This window comes from Rufibacter sp. JT20002, assembly GCF_056491185.1.
In genome coordinates this window covers 1-18427 of sequence record NZ_JBSZJY010000001.1, presented here as the reverse complement: position 1 = coordinate 18427, position 18427 = coordinate 1, and the positions used below count along the sequence as shown (strand labels likewise).

The window sequence follows — 18427 nt, the reverse complement described above, 5'->3', positions numbered from 1 at the left end:
CCGCCGATGCTTAAGCTATACGCTTACCCAAGTTCTAAGACTAATTTCCGGAAAACTCATTGATACGGATACTTTATGTCTCAGGTACTCATTTCCTAATCTATGTAGTGGTGTAATGCCGTTTTAACCAAGCACTGATGCCACTGAGGCCAGGAAAAAGGACTCGTTCCGTGATGTTGGCCTGGTCCAGTTTGTCCCTGATTTCCCATTTCAACTTGGCTGGAATAATCAAGCGGTAATACAGCTCCGGATGTTCTAAAAGCCACTCACAGAGCATGGCGTCTGGCGAGGACATCATAGAGAAAAGCGCGTATTGGTGCACAATGCGTTCGTCCAGCGAAGGGGGCTCCATGAACAAAACAAAGGGTTTCTCCTGATATTCGCCCAAGCTGTTCAGGGACGTGGCAATGGGTTCCAGCACCTCAGGCGTAAATACATTGGAGCCTTCCTGCCTGATGGCCTTTTGGAGCTTCTCCGGTAAATAATCGGTGGATTTGACATAGTTGACACACCAGATCACCCCGTCTTCGTGGAAGTTGTTGAGGTCTGAGGTGGCAAAATGCAGGGCAACGTACGGGGAGTAGGTCCAGTCCATGAGGCGGGTGGGCAGGCCATGGTGCTGAGCCACGGCCAACCAGTTCCAAAATGACTCGCCTACTTCCATGGAGCCTCGGGAGTACTTCCGGAAGTTCCGGAGCAGGTGCGGCTCTAATTTAGGGTAGTCTCCACCAATGCGCATAAGACTCGTCTTCAAGTTGTAGCTCTTGTTCCACAACCCTCTGAAGACATACGGCGAACGGTATCGGTTTAATTTATCATCCCAGGAGTCTCGGAACAGTTCTCGCTGCAGTTCCTCCCAAGTTTCTACTTTCAGATCATTGGGCATTGTCAATGAATCAGATGAAGCGTCTTCACTCATGTCGTTTTCTACGATGGAGTAGGCCATTGGAGTTTTAGGGCTTAAACAGAATTAGGGTTAATTCAAAAGGATCAGTACTAATACGAGATCTGGCTGGCAATGTGTTTAGCAGCAGAAAAGGGTACTAACCTTTTTAGAGGTAATTCAGCAAAAACAGCCTTAAAGCAGAAGAGCAGACTTTAGGTCTGCTCTTCTGCTTTTAATAATAAGAACCGGTTAGGAGGTAGTTCTGTACGTAATCCTGAATGCCTTGCTCCAAGGTATGGAAGGGTCTGTCATACCCAATGCTTCTCAACTTGGACATATTGGCTTGGGTGTAATACTGGTACTTGTCTCTGATGTCTTCTGGGGTGTCTTTGAAATCAATGTTGATGTCGCGGCCCATGGACGTGAAGGTGTTGAACGCCAGATCCAGGAAGGTGCGGGCCTCGCCACTGCCCAGATTGTAGATGCCGGAGTTCTTGCGGTGGTGCATAAGCCAGAACATGACTTCCACCACGTCTTTCACATACACGAAATCACGCATCTGCTTGCCGTCTTCGTAGTCTGGGTTATGCGACCGGAATAAAGTTAAACGACCAGTATCCTGAATGGAGTTGAAGGCGTGCATCACCACTGAGGCCATTCTGCCTTTGTGGTATTCATTAGGCCCGTAAACGTTGAAGAACTTCAGCCCTGCCCAAAAGAAAGGTTTGGCGGTTTGCTCTAGTGCCCAAATGTCAAAATCGTTTTTAGATTCACCGTAAGCGTTAAGCGGCCGAAGCAGGGAGATGATGGACTCATCGTCGTCGTAGCCCAAGGTGCCGGAACCATAGGTAGCGGCCGAAGATGCGTACACTAGCGGGATTTGGTACTCGCAGCAGGCGTTCCATACATTTTTAGAGTAGTCCAGGTTGAGCAGGTCCAGTACCTCGCGGTTAGTCTCGGTAGTATCGGTGCGAGCCCCCAGGTGGAATATGAATTCCACGTCTTCGTAATTCTTATCTAACCAGGTAAAGAAATCGTGGCGGTCTACAAACTCCTTAATTCTTTTCCCTTCTATGTTAGGCAGCTTTTTGGCCACCGAAAAGTTGTCAACTACCACAATGTCATTGAAATTGGCGGCATTAAGACGGGAAACAAGGCAACTGGCGATAAAGCCGGCTGCTCCGGTGACTACTATCATGGAAAATTGGTTAAGTTCTATGCAAAGCTACCCAAAAGTACGAAAGTTTTGCTCTGACGATTTCCCTGGAGTTAGCCAGTTCGCTTACGTAACACCTCAGTTGTAGGGCTGATTTTCAGAAAGGGTTTTTAAAACGCCATCTCTTATTTATGAGGAATTCTTCTTTGAGACTGGTTTTAGGAAATCGGGTTGAAAACAGATTTTGCAGAAGAGGGGCAAGGCCGCTAAGCTTCCTCCAAATCCTGTATCTTTGGCGCAGTCTCCATGATACTATCCTCCGTGAAACAATCCTGCTTTTCGCTGGGCATCCCCAGGCTCCAGACACTTTTGGGCATTTTGTGTTTGCTTTGCTTACTCGCCTGTGAATCTAAAAAGTCATCTACTCCTGCCACCTCCGCTTTCCATACCGTTATAGATGATCTAGGCCGAAAGGTTAAATTACCTACGCACCCGCGCCGGGTACTAGCTTTAGCGCCTTCCATGACCGAAATGCTGTTTGCCGTTGCGGATACCGCCTTTATTGTAGGCCGAACCCAGAACTGTGACTACCCCAAAGCGGCCCTAACTAAACCGGTGGTCAACAACTACCCCATGGATTATGAGCGGCTGCTTTCCCTTAAGCCCGATGTTGTTTTCGCCACCGAAGGCATCATCTCCATGGAAGTAGCGGCTCAGGTGCAGAAACTAGGCATCCCCATCTATTTTCAGGCATATGACAGCGTTGCCGATATTCTGCGTGGGATCAGGAGCCTCGGGTTTCTGCTGCAGCAAACAGAAAGAGCAAACAAAGTAGCCGATTCCCTGCAAGCCCAGTTAAACCAATTCGCAAAGGATACGGTAGGCAAAACACGGCCCCGGGTTTTAGCCATTACCTGGAAAGACCCCATTTACGTGTACGGCCGCAACACCCTCTTCACCGATAAACTCCGGTACGCCGGCGGTCAGAACGCCATCACCGAGGTTTTTGCCCAGCCGTACCCAGCCCTTACCCGCGAGTATATCTTGAAAATGAATCCGGAGGTGATAATTGGGGGAGACTTTGCGCAAATGGAAAAGACGTTTTTCTCTCTTTATCCAGAGCTGCGCCGCATCAAAGCCTACCAGCAAAAGCGCATCTACAACGTCACCGATGACCTGATGTCTCGGCCCAGCCCCCGGGTGGTAGAAGGAATTGCAGAGCTTAATGCCGTTCTAAGGTGAAAAAGGCCTTGCCCATATTGCTGCTCCTAATGGTGCTTTTAGTCATAGGATTTCTGCTGGGGCTGAAGGTAGGCAGCCTGCCCACCTCTTATGAGACCATTTTGGATGCTCTTGTGGACTATGATCCAGAGAATGCCACACACTACAGTATCATTCACCTGCGCTTACCCCGGCTGTTGCTGGCTTTTTTGACGGGAGCCTCGCTTGCTTTCTCTGGGTACCTCATGCAGGCTTTGGTGAACAACGCCCTCGCTGACCCTTACTTGCTAGGAACTGCTTCGGGAGCCTCTCTGGGCGCTTCTTTCAGTTTCTTACTTTTCGCCGACCTTACCTTTATGGGCCTTTATCTGCCGCCCTTCTTTGCGCTTTTGGGCTCCTTTATTGTCACTCTGGTGGTGGTACTACTGGGTTCGCGGCGAGGGCAATTGATTCCTAGTCAGATGCTATTGGTAGGAGTAGCCCTGAGTTCATTACTGACGGCCTTGGTGAGTTTGATCATGTTTTTGTCAGATTCAGAAAGTCAGCTAAAATCTGTGGTGTTCTGGAGCATGGGTGGGTTTGAGAAAGCCGATTGGTCTAACTTGGGGTATCCGGCAGTGGCCTTGGCTTTAGGATTGATTCTTTTTTACTTTTTACAAAGGCACTTGAGCGTATTGTTACTTGGAGCCGAGCGCGCCGAGACTTTGGGGGTTGATGTCAGGTTTATCCGGTGGGTGATGCTGGTGACGGTTTCTGTGGTGACAGGCTTTGCAGTGGCCTTTTCCGGTCCGGTGGGGTTTGTGGGGCTCATGGTTCCACACGTCACCCGGGCGCTGTTGGGCACCACCAATCGGTTCAACTTGCTGGCATGCGCTCTGGCCGGAGGTTTGTTTCTGGTGGTCTGTGATTTGATTTCCAGATGGATCTATCCACCCGCCGGGATGCCAGTTGGTATTGTAACTTCGTTCTTTGGTGTACCTTTCTTCGTATATTTGCTGCGTAGAAAGAATTACCGATTCAGTTAATGGTATACGTAAGCAGATTAGAGCATTTTAACGCGGCGCATAAGCTGCATAACCCCAATTGGTCGCTGGCTAAAAACAAAGAAGTTTTTGGCCCCTGCGCAAATACCAACTGGCATGGGCATAACTATGAACTGATAGTAACAGTGAAGGGAAAGCCAGACCCGGATACCGGGTTCGTGATAGATTTAAAGAAACTGAGCACCCTCATCAGGGACCACATTATCAAAAAAGTGGATCACAAAAACCTGAACCTGGATGTGCCTTTCATGGAAGGCAAGCTGGCCAGCACAGAGAACCTGATCATGGAATTCTGGAACATCCTAAACCCCCTCATCCCTCGTATATCTGGTGCGCAACTGCACAGCCTAAAACTATATGAGACTCCCCGTAACTTTGTGGAATATTTTGGCGAGTAGATTACTAGCAAACCCCTAAAGAAAGAAGACAAGGCAAGATAATTTATCTAAAAGATACAATATCAGTTGATTAAAATCGTTCTGGCACAAACATTGTGTGGGGGGTTGATATCGGCTTTTCATTGTCAGAGCCCTGTTACTGTTCAGAACCCATTCAATGAAATATTACATTATTGCCGGAGAACGCTCTGGAGATCTGCACGCCTCCAATCTCATCAAGCAACTTCATTTGCAAGATCCACAGGCCCACATTCGCTGCTGGGGCGGGGACATGATGGAAGCGGCGGGCGCCGAGTTAGTAAAGCACTACCAGGAAATGGCCTTTATGGGTTTTCTGGAAGCCGCCAAAAACCTCTTCAAAATCAAGCGTTTTCTGAAAGAATGCCAGGACGACCTGCTAGCCTTCAAGCCTGATGTGGTGATTTTGGTAGACTATGCCGGGTTTAACATGCGCATTGCAAAGTTTGCGAAAGAACACGGGCTCAAAGTTTTCTACTACATTTCTCCTAAGATCTGGGCCTGGAACCAGGGGCGGGTCCATACCATCAAAAAGCTGGTGGACAAGATGTTTGTCATCATGCCGTTTGAGAAGGATTTCTACCAGCAGTTTGATTACAAAACTGATTACGTGGGCAACCCTGTCTCAGACGCAGTGGCAGCCCATGAGCTAAATCCCAACTTCCGGAAAGAGAATGATCTGGATGACCGGCCCATCATTGCGGTGTTACCGGGCAGCCGGCAACAGGAAATTGAGAACATTCTCTACATCATGCTCAGCATTTTGCCGCCATTCCAGGATTACCAGTTTGTGGTAGCGGCGGTAAGTAACTTCTCAAAGGAGTATTACGAGCACTTCAACCGGAAGCCGTTTATCAAAATTGTTTACGACCAGACCTACGATATTTTAGCCAACGCCGAAGCCGCTCTGGTTACTTCTGGCACCGCCACCTTGGAAACTGCTATGTTTAGCGTGCCGCAAGTGGTTTGTTACCGCACCAGCGCAGTTTCTTACTGGATTGGCCGGGCGGTAATCAAGGTTCCTTATATCTCCCTAGTGAATCTCATTGCCGGACGTAAAGTAGTACCTGAACTGATTCAAGGCGATATGAACGCCCAGAACCTGGTGAAAGAGCTGAAGAACATTCTGCAAAACCCAGCAGGCCGGGCTGCCCAACTAGAAGGGTACAAACGGGTGCAGGAATTGATCGGAAATTTCAATACCTCCGAGACTGCCGCCAAACTCATGGTGGAATATCTGAAAGAAGGTAAAACCACTCCGGACACCAGCAAATCGTTAAAAAGTGCGTTTTAGTGCCACTTTCTTAAAACAAGGTAAAAAGAAAAGGCCTCCCTTACACCAGTAGGGGAGGCCTTCTCTTTTAAGGTGCTTTGAACACCTTAAGCTACTTTCAATTTCTTCACCGCTGATTTCTCAAACTTCTCGCGGGCGTAATCCAAGGTGATAACCAGGTCGCTGCTGCCTTCCTGCTCCTCAGACGGAAGGTCAAACATGGCATCGGTCATGATTCCTTCGCAGATAGAGCGTAAGCCACGGGCGCCTAATTTATACTCAGAGGCTTTCTCTACAATGTACTCCAGGGTATCCTCGGCAAACTCAAGGTTGATGTTCTCCATCTCAAACAGCCGCTTGTACTGTTTCACCAAAGAGTTCTTAGGCTCAGTCAGGATCAGGCGAAGCGTTTCTTTGTCTAACGGATTCAGGTGTGTCACCACCGGTAAACGGCCAATCAATTCTGGGATCAAGCCGAAAGATTTCAGGTCTTGGGAAGTGATATAGCGCAGGAAGTTTTCCGTGTCCATTTTCTCCTCCAGGTTGGTAGAAGAGAACCCGATTGGTTTGGTGTTCAGGCGGCTCTTGATCAGGCGGTCAATCCCTACGAACGCTCCTCCGCAGATAAAGAGGATGTTCTCTGTGTTTACGGAGATCATCTTTTGCTCTGGGTGCTTACGGCCTCCCTGCGGCGGCACGTTTACGGAGGTACCTTCCAGCAATTTCAATAACGCTTGCTGAACGCCTTCGCCGCTTACATCACGGGTGATAGAAGGGTTGTCGCTTTTACGGGCAATTTTATCAATCTCGTCAATATACACAATGCCGCGTTCGGCTGCTTCTACGTTGTAATCCGCGGCTTGCAGTAAGCGGGTTAAGATGCTTTCCACGTCTTCGCCCACGTAACCAGCCTCGGTCAACACAGTGGCATCGGCAATACAGAAGGGAACTTGTAACACGCCAGCCAGCATACGGGCCAGGAATGTTTTTCCGGTACCGGTTTCGCCCACCATGATGATGTTGGATTTCTCAATCACCACATCATCTGTTTTAGGCTTTTGCATCAACCGCTTGTAGTGATTGTACACCGCCACAGACATTACCTTCTTAGCCTCATCTTGCCCCACCACGAACTGGTCAAGATAGGTCTTCATTTCCCTAGGCTTAATCAGGTTAAATTTGGGAGCGCGGTTGGTGGCACGTAGCCGATTTTCTTCATTTAAAATCTGTTGGGCCTGTCCAATGCAACGCTCACAGATATGTGCGTTAATGCCTGAGATCATTACAGACACCTCTTTTTTATTCTTTCCGCAAAAAGAGCACGTTATTTCTGCCATAAACCGAGAGTGGGATGTACTTTTCCGCCTCTAAGTTGGGGCGGGTACGACAAAGTTACAAAATTGGTTAGCCACTACGCCAAAATATTTTTGCACAAGTTATCCAGAACCAGGCACGAAGTGGTTGGGCATTAGGGTATTATAAAATATAGTATATGTTGTATCTGATTGAAGCATAATAGGGTGTGCAAAAAAAGCAGATAGTAAACTTCTGTTTTACCAGAAAATTAACTTCAAAAAAATTAATTCACCTGATTTAAAGCGGCTCCCTTAGTGCTGTTTTTGGTAAAATAGGCTAGAAAAGCCGATATTTTTTTAACCAGTATGGACAATTACTTGCCTGATAATTTTAGGGGAAAGGGAAGAAGGAAGTGATGGATGTACATGAAAAAGGCCCGTAACAAACGGGCCTTTTTTGTTATGCTTTGTGACGGGTCAATACTTCATCAATCAAGCCATACTCTTTGGCTTCCTGGGCAATCATCCAGTAGTCACGGTCGCTGTCTTTGTCAACCTGCTCCACTGGTTTGCCGCTGTGGCTGGAGATAATTTCATACAACTCCTTTTTCAGCTTCAGGATCTCACGCGCGGTGATCTCAATGTCAGAAGCCTGTCCTTGGGTACCACCCATTGGCTGGTGAATCATGACACGGGCGTGGGGCAGGGCAGAACGTTTGTCTTTGGCGCCACCGCATAACAAGACCGCACCCATAGAGGCTGCTAAGCCAGTACAGATAGTAGCCACGTCTGGCTGCACATACTGCATAGTATCATAGATACCAAGACCAGCGTATACAGAGCCACCTGGGCTGTTAATGTATAGAAGGATGTCTTTTTTGGAATCCACGCTTTCCAGGAACAGGAGCTGCGCAGTGATGATGTTGGCAATATAGTCGTCTACCTGTGTTCCCAGGAAAATGATGCGGTCTACCATCAAGCGGGAGAACACGTCAATCTCACGGAAGTTGGTAGGACGTTCCTCAATCACGGAACGCGTCATGCTGGTGGGGTGCATGTTGGTTTTGCTTTCCAGATGGGTTAGGTATTGATCTACGCCAAGGCCGCTCATGCCAAGGCCTTGCACGGCAAATTTTCTGAATTCGTCTTTAGTGTACATAAGGGTTCTGTTTAGATGCCTTAACTTAAAAAGATACGCGTTGGTTACAAGATTAACCAGAAGGGGCAAACGGAGTTTACCAGTTTCGGGTTTGTTTTTCTAAAATCAGGCCAAAATGGAATAATGGTGTTTTACTGCCATTATGGCCGAAGACGGGGCAGGAGGCGAACTCGCTACTTCTCAGAAAACCTTGCCCGGGGAGGGCCAATGCGTACCGTCTTAAAACAAAAAAGTCCTTAGCGTAAGGTAAGGACTTTTTTGTTTAGTAAGGTATAGTACCGCTTACGCGCCTACTTTGTTACGGAATTCTTCTGCCGTAATGGTATTTTCAGTGATGGTGATTTTCTCTTTCACAAACTCCAGTACTTTCTCAGCTACCAACGCCTCGTACTCATTCACGAAGTTACGGCCGTTGTTTTGCTTCAAGTGGTTGTCTAGGAAGTTGTTGAAGGTGTCTGCCATCTCTTCTGGCACCTCTGGCATGTTGAACTGAGCCATCATTTTCTGACGCGCGCTGTTCACCACATCTTCGTTGCTTACTTTGATGTCGTTCTCTTCCACTACCTTGTTGCGGATCATAGACCACTTCAGTTCTTTCACATACTGGTCGTAGAACTCGTCAATTTGCTCAGGGGTGATTTTGCCTTCGTTTGTAACGGCTAACCAGCGCTTGAAGAACTCAGTAGGGATCTCAATAGAAGATTTCTCTACCAGTTGGTCAATCACGTCACGGTCCAGAACGTTCACGGCCTCACGGTCATAGTTTTCTTTGATCACCTCACGTACTTTGGCGTCAAATTCTTCCTGTGTGGTCACGTTGCCCTGACCGAAGATTTTGTCAAAGAACTCCTGGTTCATCTCTGCAGCCTCAGTACGGTTGATTTTCTCTACCGTGAATGTGAATTGACCATTCAGGTCTTTGGTTACGTCTTTGCTCAAGCCAGTCACGTGTGCCAAAGCGGCATCGTCACCAAACGCCTCACGGATGTCAAAGGTGATGGTGTCACCTGGCTTCACGCCCACAAACGTCTCCACGCCAGAAACAACCTTGTTGATTGGCAGCAACGTCTTGGTTTCAAACTCACCGTCCACTTGCTTCAGGTCGCCGTACAGGTAATCGTTGGCTTCAGAAACCTCTGGGTTGGTGGTAGTGCCAAACTGACGCTGCATTTGGTCATACGCCTCGTCAACAGTGGTTTGGTCTACTTCAATGTCATATTTCTGAACAGAAACCTCGTTTAAAGGAAGTTCAAACTCAGGCAACAACCCTACGGCGTAGCTGAACTCAAACTCTTTCTGGGTATCCCAGTCAATGGCGTTCTCATCCTGACGATCCGGAAGCGGCTCACCCAGAATGCGCAGTTTGTTTTCTTTGATGTAGTTGTTTACTGACTCGTGCAACAACTGATTGATGGATTCCACCAGAATGCCTTTGCCGTACATTTTACGGATCAAACCAGCCGGAACCTTACCAGGGCGGAAGCCTTTGATGTTGGCTTTCTTGCTGTATTCTTTGATTTGCTCGTCTACACGGGCAGCATAGTCCGCCTCTTGCAGGCTAACTTTTAGGCTGGCATTTTGGCCATCGGTTTGATTGAGGGTGATATTCAAAGCTATCAGATTTTAATTGTGCTACGGATTAATTGAAAAAACCCCCAACCCCGGTTGGGATTGAGGGTTTTCTTTGTGCGGATGGAGGGACTCGAACCCCCATGCCTCGCAGCGCTAGATCCTAAGTCTAGTGCGTCTACCAATTTCGCCACATCCGCATCAATGTGTGTTTGTTTTTGGTGATGCAAATGTAGCAAACTCTTTTTTGTTTATGCAACTCTCTTTCGTTTTTTTTGTTAAAATTTATAAAAAAGACCTCGAAAACGGAATGGCGCTTGCCAGACCCCCGATTTTGATGTACCTACCCGTATGATTGACCACGAAGCAGAACGGAAAGAGATCCTGCGCCATTACCGAAAGTTGCTGCGCCACGCCAAGCCTTTCTTGAAAGATAACGACGCCAAGATTATTAAGAAAGCCTTCAACACCTCGTTGGAGGCCCACAAAGATATGCGCCGGAAATCCGGTGAGCCCTACATTTTACATCCCCTTGCCGTTGCTCAGATTGCCGTGGAGGAGATTGGTCTGGGAACCACTTCTATTGTGGCGGCCCTCCTGCACGATGTAGTAGAAGATACGGATCTGGAGATTGCTGACATTGAGCGTGACTTCGGCCCCCGGGTGGCCAAGATCATTGAAGGTCTTACCAAGATCTCTGGGGTATTCGAATACGGTACCTCTCAGCAGGCCGAGAACTTCCGGAAGATGTTGCTTACGCTCTCAGACGATGTGCGCGTGATCCTGATCAAACTAGCCGACCGTTTGCACAACATGCGTACCCTGGGCAGTATGGCCCGTGACAAGCAGCTCAAGATCGCTTCTGAGACCATGTACTTGTACGCTCCCTTGGCGCATCGCCTGGGTTTGTACGCGATCAAGTCTGAGCTGGAAGACCTGCACCTGAAGTACACCGATACGGAGACGTATAAATTCATCTCCAACAAAATCAGGCAGACCAAAGCCGCGCGTAATAAGTTCATCGCTGATTTTATTGGTCCGGTAGAGGAGGAACTACGCCGACAAGGTTTCACGAATTTTGAGGTGAAAGGACGGCCCAAGTCCATTTACTCCATCCTCAAAAAGATGAAAAAGCAGAACGTCACGTTTGAGGAAATCTATGACCTGTTCGCCATCCGGATCATTCTGGATGTGCCTTACGAGCAGGAGAAACCTGTCTGTTGGCGGGTGTATTCCATTGTGACGGACTTCTACCAACCTAACCCAGACCGTTTGCGCGACTGGATCAGTACGCCTAAGGCCAATGGCTATGAAGCTTTGCACACCACTGTGATGAGTAAGACGGGCCAGTGGGTAGAAGTGCAGATCAGAACCAAACGGATGGATGATATTGCAGAACGCGGATATGCGGCTCACTGGAAATACAAAACCGGTAGCAACGGACCTTCTGAGTCTGGTCTGGACAACTGGATCAATAAAGTGCGGGACATGCTGGATGTGAACAACACCAACGCCATAGAATTCTTGGATGAGTTCCGGACCAATCTGTTCGTGGAGGAGGTGTTTGTTTTTACCCCAAAAGGGGAGCTAATCATCTTGCCAGACCGCGCCACTGCCCTGGACTTTGCTTTTGAGATCCACACCCATATTGGATACCAAAGCTTAGGCGCAAAGGTGAACCAGAAGTTGGTGCCGCTCAGTTACCGGTTGCACAACGGAGACCAGGTAGAAATCCTTACTTCGCAGAAGCAGAAACCCACCGGTGAGTGGCTCAAGTTTGTGACTACCTCTAAAGCCAGGTCTAAAATAAAAGAGTTTTTGCGCGAGGAACGGAAAGGCAAGGCCGAGGAAGGAAAGCTGCAAGTAGAGGAAAGGCTGAAACACTTGTCCATTGAGCCTTCGGCGGCGAACCTGAACCGTTTGGCGGCTTATTTCAATGCCTCCTCTTTGCAGGATTTCTACTATAGAGTGGCGGTGAACCTGATCGACTTGAAGGAGATTAAAGAATACATCTTCAATCCGCAGAGCGAGAAGTACCAGCCGGCCTCGTTGCTTATGGGCTCTACCTTTGACAAAGAGGTGGAGAAAATCAGGGGAATCAACTCGCAGTTGCTGGTGATTGGTGGCAGCACTGACAAGATTGATTACGAGTTGGCCAACTGCTGTAACCCTATCCCGGGTGACGATGTGTTTGGGTTTCAAACGGTGGACCACGGCATCACCATCCACCGGACTACCTGCCCTAAAGCGGTGGAACTGATGTCTAACTACGGGCACCGCATTGTGAAAGCCAAATGGACCGGACAGCAAGAGTTGTCTTTCTTGGCGGGGATTACCATCAAAGGCACCGACAGGGTAGGGCTGGTGAACGATGTGACCAAGATCATCTCCAACTCCTTAAAGGTGAACATGCGCTCCATTACCATTGACTCCCATGACGGCGTGTTTGAAGGAAGGTTGATGGTTTTTGTGAACGACACCGCCCAATTAGAGAAACTAATTCAGAAGCTATTAAAGGTGAATGGCGTTCTAAGCGTTGACCGATTTGACTCTTAAATCAATAATATAGTATAAAAGAGAAGCCCACCTGATCCAGAGATCAGGTGGGCTTCTCTTTTATCGTGAAGGTGGAACGGAAATTCCTTGAATCTCTACTTAAGCTTAGGGGCTGTTTTTTGTAAACCCACTCTAAGTAGGAAGGTCATTACTAGAACTTATAGCTCAAACCAAGGGTGATGTGTGACATTGGGCCGCTTTCGAGCTCCAAGTGGGCACCAATGTTGTCGGTGAAGAAGTAACGCGCACCTGCTAATACCCCCACTTTTACTTCCCCTTCAGAGGCTTCGCCGTAGTAATAAGAGTCATAGTTCACTTTGGTTCTGGCGTACCCAAGGGTTAATCCGGCGTACGTGTCTAATTTATCGTTATTGGCGAAGTTATAGTGATAGGCTCCCTTAGCTCCGAAGTACATTACTGTCCATTTGTAGTCGCCTTCTCCCCATTTATAGTGGGAATAAGAGAAAACCCCACCCACGCCAATGGTACCAGGTCCTGCGGCTACATTCAAGCCTCTCTCATAAGAGAAAGTCAACGGCATAAGGGTGCTTCCGCCTTTAGGGTAGTCAAGGTTGTTCACCAGACCAAGGCCGAATGAGATCACGTTAGATCCACCTCCGAAGGCGGCCGATGGCTGTCTTTTTGTTTCAGCAGGGCTTTCTGCCGGTGCTGCTGCTACGGGTTCTGCTACTACGGCCTCAACCGGTTTGGCCGGCGCTGCGGCAGCTATGGTTTTGGCCGGGGCTTTTTTCTGGGTAGAGGCAGCCGCTGTGGTTGGTTTTCTTTGCGTAGAAGCTGCCGAAGATGTTTTTGGTTTGGCCGAAGCCACTGCTGGAGACTTGGCTTTTGCCGTAGGGGTAGTGGCAGTTGTTTTTGCCTTTGTCTGCACGGCTGATGCGGAAGTAGACGTTTTTGGTTTGGTCTGCGCAGAAGCTGCCAAAGAAGCTAAACATACCAGGCCTGTTAATGTAAGCGTGCGCATGCCTTTCAAAAAGGTTAACTTTTTCATAATGGTAATTTTTCAAAAAGGGGTTAAAAATGTCTTTAGAGATTATGAGAATGTTTGAAAGGCCTTTCTTAAACAATCTGTATCACGTTCTTGCTTCTTTAGACACACTTCTTTGGCAGCACCCCTACTGACCCAATAAAATTTTTATAGAAAAAGGATGGCACCTCTCAAGTAGTGTTTAGACAGCCATTCTGGAAAACGGGCTCAAAACAGTGAGGGTGTAGGTACTTAAGAATGATCTATCATGCCAAAATACCGCCGCATTTTACCTTTCGCTTACCTTTTAATAACATGAGGTGAAAGATATTCCCTTCAAGGTAAGCCTAAGAAAAGCTGCTTTGAAATTGGTTTTAAAATAGTATTCTGAAGACGAGGTGTCCAGTACAGAAAGGATTTGAAAAGTTGTTTTTAAGGCCTTTTCTAAGAAAGAACCCTTAAGCGTATGTGCTTTTTTTAATGTATAAAATGAGGTTGAATAAGTAGCGCATTTCTCCTGGATAGTGTTGAAGAAGAAATTAGGCTATTAAGCGGGAAAAGAACCAAGGCACTTTAGAATGAATAGCTTCTTTGACTTCGTTTTTCAGGCTATTTTGATCCCGTGTAAGCAGCTTTTTTGCCAAACGGGGCCTCAAAACCCAGGAAAGGAATAGCTATCAATTGACTGCTCCCCGTCTCAAAAGGGAAAACTAACCCGAAGTCTAAACTAACTCTTTTGATAATCCTCCGGCCGCCCAGGGAGAACAACCCAAGCTTTTCATTTCCTGCGCTGATTAAGTAGCTCTCTGTGATCAGGTAACCCCGGCTACCGGTACGCAAAAGACCACTTAAGGTCACGGTGGGGGAACTTGCCCAATCACCATCTGCGTATCCATACCCTAAACCCAATGTGGCGTTTTTATCCCTGGAGCCAATGGTCGCCAAGCCATAAGCAATCCCAAAAGAAGCATTTTCCTCCCCCAACACGGTCCCTATCAACGCGCCACCTCCAACGTTAAATCTGTCTTTCACCACAGGAATAGAAACTTTGGGAAGCAACCACACGGGCGTAGAAGCACCACCAAACAGAAATAATGGCGCAGTTCCGAACCCGATGGATATGTTTTCCGTGAGCCCTACGCTTACCTGATTGAGGAGAATCCAGACGTTCTGGTAATAGCCCTCGCCGGGTTTTAACCCATACGCGTTAGGCGCAAAGAGATACCTGGTGGCTTGCGGATTATCAAACCAGAGTTTCCCATTCTTCAACCGGCTCTGGTCATAGACGGTCATTGATTTGATGTCCCTCCTCAAGATAGACAAGACTCCCAGATTTTGGGTTTTTAACCGCAGCGAGTCTGCATTCTGACTCACAATTGTCCCGATGAATTCGTTTCCGTCCGTAAGCTCTATTCTGTAAATGGAGGTCGAATCTGGCACCGTCTGCGCATTTGCCTCGCTACCGGTAAAGCAAAGCAAAAGCAACGTCATCAAAGGAAATAGGAGAACGCTTTTCATAAACCAGGAACTGATAGTTAACACGCCAATGAAGTAAGCCTAACCCGCACGCTTCTTTTACCTCTCTTTATAGCGAAATGACTGATAGGTCCAAAAGGATGTGCGGTTCAATCCTTTTTCAGCCTGTTTTTGTAAAAGACACCTTTCTATCTAAACCTTTGTTAAGGAGTAAGCAGCAATCTGATATCTTCTGGTGGTCAGAAGAGAGCTGGTAGAATACCAGTTTGGGTAAGATGAGGGAGTTCTCTAAATATAGAGAAATTCTATAAATTGTTCACTACATGGAAAAGGAGTAGTAACCACCATTTCACAGCCCAAACTCCTTAAGGAAAGAAAAGATGTAGAAAGAAGTCTTTATAGTTCTATTAATCCCTTTAGTTCCGGCAGTTTCCCATGGCAGGCAGTCCTTTTAGTAAGTTGCTTTGGTAAGCTGCGTTCTGTCTGAAGGATATTCCAAGGTACCCATTTTGTAGGAGTTCCTCTCTGATTATTATAGGAGAGAATGGCCCCAAACTGTTTTGATCTTTTAAGAAGAATATTCTCCCAATTGGTTATCTCTGTTTTCTCCTCTTACCCAATTCGTTGGCATTGAGGTTTCTGGCAGAGGCGATAAGGAGAGAGTACCTTAACTTCCTTTTTAGATTGGTTTTTAGCATTCCCACATAAAACTGTTAAGTTTGCAGTAGAAGAAGGCATATGGCACTAGATGAAGTGAAATTCCTGGAGGTGAAAAAAATCTTCACCGCCTACTTAGAAAGCAAAGGACTCCGGAAAACCCCGGAGCGCTATGCTATATTAGAAGAAATATATTCCCGCACCGGCCATTTTGATGTAGAGTCACTTTACATCAGCATGAAGAACAAGAACTATCAGGTTAGTAGGGCTACCGTATACAATACCTTAGATCTACTGGTAGAAAATGATCTGGTGAGTAAACACCAGTTTGGGCGCAACTTGGCTCAATATGAGAAATCATACGGGCGTCGCCAGCATGACCACGTGATTTGTACAGAGTGTCACAAGGTAGTGGAGTTCTGTGACCCTAGGGTCCATAACATCCAAACCATGGTGGGAGAATTGCTGAATTTCAATATTCTGCACCACTCTCTAAATTTGTACGGTATCTGTGGTGATTGCCAGGCTAAACTAAACGGACCTTTCCATGAAAATTGATCACACGCTAGAAAACAACATCCTTATTATTAGGTTAGAGGGCGATATGATTGGCGGCCCTGAAACGCAGCGGCTCATGGATCTGGCAAATACTACCATTGATGACTCCATGCTCCTGTCGGCGGTTGATTTATCCAATGTGCGTTTTATCAACAGCACCGGAATAGGCGTTTTGGTTTCCCTCCTGACTAAGTTCAGAAACCGGGGCGGTGAGCTTATCCTCATCAATCCATCAGAACACATTCGAAAGTTATTAATAATCACAAAATTGAACGCCATCTTTACCATAGCTGAAGATGATACCAATGCCGTTCAACTCCTTAAAGAATCAGTTTAAATGCCAGTTGACATTTTAGTAGGCCTCCAATGGGGCGATGAAGGAAAAGGTAAAATCGTTGATGTACTTGCTCCTCAGTATGACGTGGTAGCCCGTTTTCAGGGCGGCCCAAATGCCGGACACACGCTTGAGTTTGAAGGAACCAAACATGTGCTTCACCAAATACCATCGGGTATCTTCCATGAGCACATTACCAATATCATTGGGAACGGGGTGGTTCTGGATCCAATCGTTTTCCGGACAGAGGTAGAGAAGTTGGCCGCCCGAGGCGTAGACGTTTCCAAAAATCTCTTCATCTCCAAAAAAGCTCAGCTGATCCTTCCTTCGCATAAAAGCTTGGATAGAATCTCTGAAGAAGCTTTAGGGACTTCTAAGATTGGTTCTACCCAAAAAGGTATTGGTCCGGCTTACCAAGACAAAATTGGTCGTAGCGGTCTTAGGGTTGGAGATATCCTGCAACCAGATTTTAATGAACGTTACCAGGCAACAGTAGAGAAGCATCAGAAAATAGCCTCTTTTTACCAAAAGGGGTTAGAAATAGAGGAGCTAGAGCAGCAGTTCTTTAGTGCCATTGACTTCCTGAGAACTTTCACCTTGGTTGATTCTGAGTACATGATCAACCAGGCTATCAAGGATGGTAAGAAGATTTTGGCCGAAGGTGCCCAAGGCTCTCTTTTGGATATCGATTTTGGAACCTATCCTTTCGTTACTTCTTCTAATACCTTAGTAGCAGGCGCTTGCACCGGTTTAGGTATTGCGCCTCGTCATATTGGAGAGGTATACGGAATTTTCAAAGCCTATTGTACCCGAGTAGGCAGTGGCCCTTTCCCTACCGAACTTCATGACGAAGTAGGGGAGAAGATCCGCCAAGCCGGAAGAGAATTCGGTTCTACAACCGGGCGCCCAAGACGCTGTGGCTGGATTGACCTTCCAACCCTAAAGTATGCTATCATGCTTAATGGGGTAACTCAGTTGAACATGATGAAAGCTGACGTTTTGGATGACTTTGATGAAATCAGCGTCTGCACCCATTATAAACTTCCCGACGGCACAGTTACTGACCAGGTACCTCATGACTTGGACAAAACCGAACTCACTCCGGTGTACATCACCATGAAGGGCTGGGGCGAAGAACTGCGGAAATACGAAACCTATAATGAACTTCCTCAAGCTGTGCTAGAATACGTAGCTTACTTAGAGGAGCAGTTAGAGGTAAGTGTGAACATCATCAGCGTAGGCCCTGATAGAAAAAGCACCCTAGTTAAGTAATAGTTAGATTCAATGTAGGAGAAGGCAAGGTGTTGATCACCTTGCCTTCTCCTACATTTAAGGGAAACGAGGTTAATACGAGGAGCAACCAAAGTTTTCATCTGTGTGAAAAATCTTCTAAAGTGTTGGAACTTACTAGTACCAGAGTTTGGTTACTGCCTAGGCTCCGGTTGGGAACCACTCAAAGGAGAGTCATAAGGAAAATCTTCTAAGGTGTTGGAACTTCCCGGTGCCCGATCTTGGTTCTTGCCAAGGCCCCGGCAGGGAACCGGCTCTAAGGAAATCCGATAAAAACTCTTCCGGTCCCGGGAACTTTCGGCCACCCAAAAGCGGTTAGGTCTGAGGCTCCAATAGGGAGCCGCTACCAAAAGCCCTACTTAGAAAACTTCCCTTTGTAAGGAACTAACCAAGAGTCGATTACGGTTCTACCTTAGGCCCCGGGAAGGAAACCTCGGGGAAAGCGCTTGGAGATCGGGGATCTTTGCTTACCTTTGCAGCCCGCTCGGCAGGAGGGGAACGGAACTTAGGGCAAACGAAAGGCGAGGAAAAAAGTTTTCCGCTTCCCTTGCGG

15 protein-coding genes and 1 tRNA gene are annotated in these 18427 nt (G+C 47.3%); 8 read left to right on the top strand and 8 right to left on the bottom strand.

Annotation, left to right across the window (positions count from 1 at the left end):
• Positions 1–100 precede the first annotated feature (100 nt).
• Both ACW9SV_RS00080 and rfaD read right to left on the bottom strand, forming a co-directional pair.
• On the bottom strand, positions 101–946 hold the full coding sequence (locus ACW9SV_RS00080; RefSeq protein WP_479554691.1) for an FRG domain-containing protein: 846 nt from the start codon (positions 944–946) through the stop codon (positions 101–103).
• Positions 947–1118: 172 nt separating this feature from the next.
• Positions 1119–2084 (bottom strand): ADP-glyceromanno-heptose 6-epimerase, encoded by a 966-nt coding sequence (gene rfaD / locus ACW9SV_RS00075; protein WP_479554690.1) that lies wholly within the window; start codon positions 2082–2084, stop codon positions 1119–1121.
• 264 nt (positions 2085–2348) lie between these two features.
• Here rfaD and ACW9SV_RS00070 point away from each other — a divergent pair, with 264 nt between their 5' ends.
• The 4 genes from ACW9SV_RS00070 (at position 2349) to lpxB (ending at position 6016) form a co-directional block, all read left to right on the top strand.
• Positions 2349–3284 carry an ABC transporter substrate-binding protein gene (locus tag ACW9SV_RS00070; protein ID WP_479554689.1) on the top strand — a complete coding sequence of 312 codons (936 nt, stop codon included), beginning with the start codon at positions 2349–2351 and terminating at the stop codon, positions 3282–3284.
• Between the two features lie 8 nt (positions 3285–3292).
• Positions 3293–4288 carry a FecCD family ABC transporter permease gene (locus ACW9SV_RS00065; protein ID WP_479554688.1) on the top strand — a complete coding sequence of 332 codons (996 nt, stop codon included), beginning with the start codon at positions 3293–3295 and terminating at the stop codon, positions 4286–4288.
• Positions 4288–4704 (top strand): 6-pyruvoyl trahydropterin synthase family protein, encoded by a 417-nt coding sequence (locus ACW9SV_RS00060; protein WP_479554687.1) that lies wholly within the window; start codon positions 4288–4290, stop codon positions 4702–4704. The genes ACW9SV_RS00065 and ACW9SV_RS00060 overlap by 1 nt, the downstream gene beginning before the upstream one ends.
• Positions 4705–4861: 157 nt before the next feature.
• Entirely contained in the window at positions 4862–6016 is a 1155-nt protein-coding gene (gene lpxB / locus ACW9SV_RS00055) for a lipid-A-disaccharide synthase (protein WP_479554686.1), read from the top strand.
• Positions 6017–6102: 86 nt separating this feature from the next.
• On the opposite strand, the gene clpX is transcribed toward lpxB, so the two are convergent.
• From clpX to ACW9SV_RS00035, 4 genes are all read right to left on the bottom strand, one after another.
• The gene (gene clpX, locus ACW9SV_RS00050) at positions 6103–7332 is read right to left on the bottom strand and encodes an ATP-dependent Clp protease ATP-binding subunit ClpX (protein ID WP_479554685.1); all 1230 of its coding nucleotides are present in this window, start codon (positions 7330–7332) and stop codon (positions 6103–6105) included.
• A 418-nt stretch (positions 7333–7750) separates the two neighbouring features.
• The gene (locus tag ACW9SV_RS00045) at positions 7751–8449 is read right to left on the bottom strand and encodes a ClpP family protease (protein WP_479554684.1); all 699 of its coding nucleotides are present in this window, start codon (positions 8447–8449) and stop codon (positions 7751–7753) included.
• A gap of 282 nt (positions 8450–8731) precedes the next feature.
• Entirely contained in the window at positions 8732–10060 is a 1329-nt protein-coding gene (gene tig / locus ACW9SV_RS00040) for a trigger factor (RefSeq protein WP_479554683.1), read from the bottom strand.
• Positions 10061–10136: 76 nt separating this feature from the next.
• Positions 10137–10218, bottom strand: a tRNA-Leu gene (locus tag ACW9SV_RS00035).
• 151 nt (positions 10219–10369) lie between these two features.
• Between ACW9SV_RS00035 and ACW9SV_RS00030 the strand changes: the two genes are divergently transcribed.
• Positions 10370–12574 (top strand): RelA/SpoT family protein, encoded by a 2205-nt coding sequence (locus ACW9SV_RS00030; RefSeq protein ID WP_479554682.1) that lies wholly within the window; start codon positions 10370–10372, stop codon positions 12572–12574.
• Between the two features lie 151 nt (positions 12575–12725).
• Here the strand turns inward: ACW9SV_RS00030 and ACW9SV_RS00025 are convergent, their stop codons facing one another.
• Both ACW9SV_RS00025 and ACW9SV_RS00020 read right to left on the bottom strand, forming a co-directional pair.
• Entirely contained in the window at positions 12726–13583 is an 858-nt protein-coding gene (locus tag ACW9SV_RS00025) for an outer membrane protein (RefSeq protein WP_479554681.1), read from the bottom strand.
• Between the two features lie 585 nt (positions 13584–14168).
• Positions 14169–15077, bottom strand: a complete 909-nt coding sequence (locus tag ACW9SV_RS00020; protein ID WP_479554680.1) for a hypothetical protein — start codon at positions 15075–15077, stop codon at positions 14169–14171.
• Positions 15078–15773: 696 nt separating this feature from the next.
• On the opposite strand from ACW9SV_RS00020, the gene ACW9SV_RS00015 reads away from it, so the two are divergent.
• Genes ACW9SV_RS00015 through ACW9SV_RS00005 form a run of 3 tightly spaced genes read left to right on the top strand, consistent with a single transcriptional unit; the run spans position 15774 to position 17856 of the window.
• On the top strand, positions 15774–16250 hold the full coding sequence (locus ACW9SV_RS00015; protein ID WP_479554679.1) for a Fur family transcriptional regulator: 477 nt from the start codon (positions 15774–15776) through the stop codon (positions 16248–16250).
• Positions 16240–16587, top strand: coding sequence for an STAS domain-containing protein (locus ACW9SV_RS00010; RefSeq protein WP_479554678.1), 348 nt, complete (start codon positions 16240–16242; stop codon positions 16585–16587). Before ACW9SV_RS00015 ends, ACW9SV_RS00010 begins: the two co-directional genes overlap by 11 nt.
• Positions 16588–17856 (top strand): adenylosuccinate synthase, encoded by a 1269-nt coding sequence (locus ACW9SV_RS00005; protein WP_479554677.1) that lies wholly within the window; start codon positions 16588–16590, stop codon positions 17854–17856.
• Positions 17857–18427: the final 571 nt, after the last annotated feature.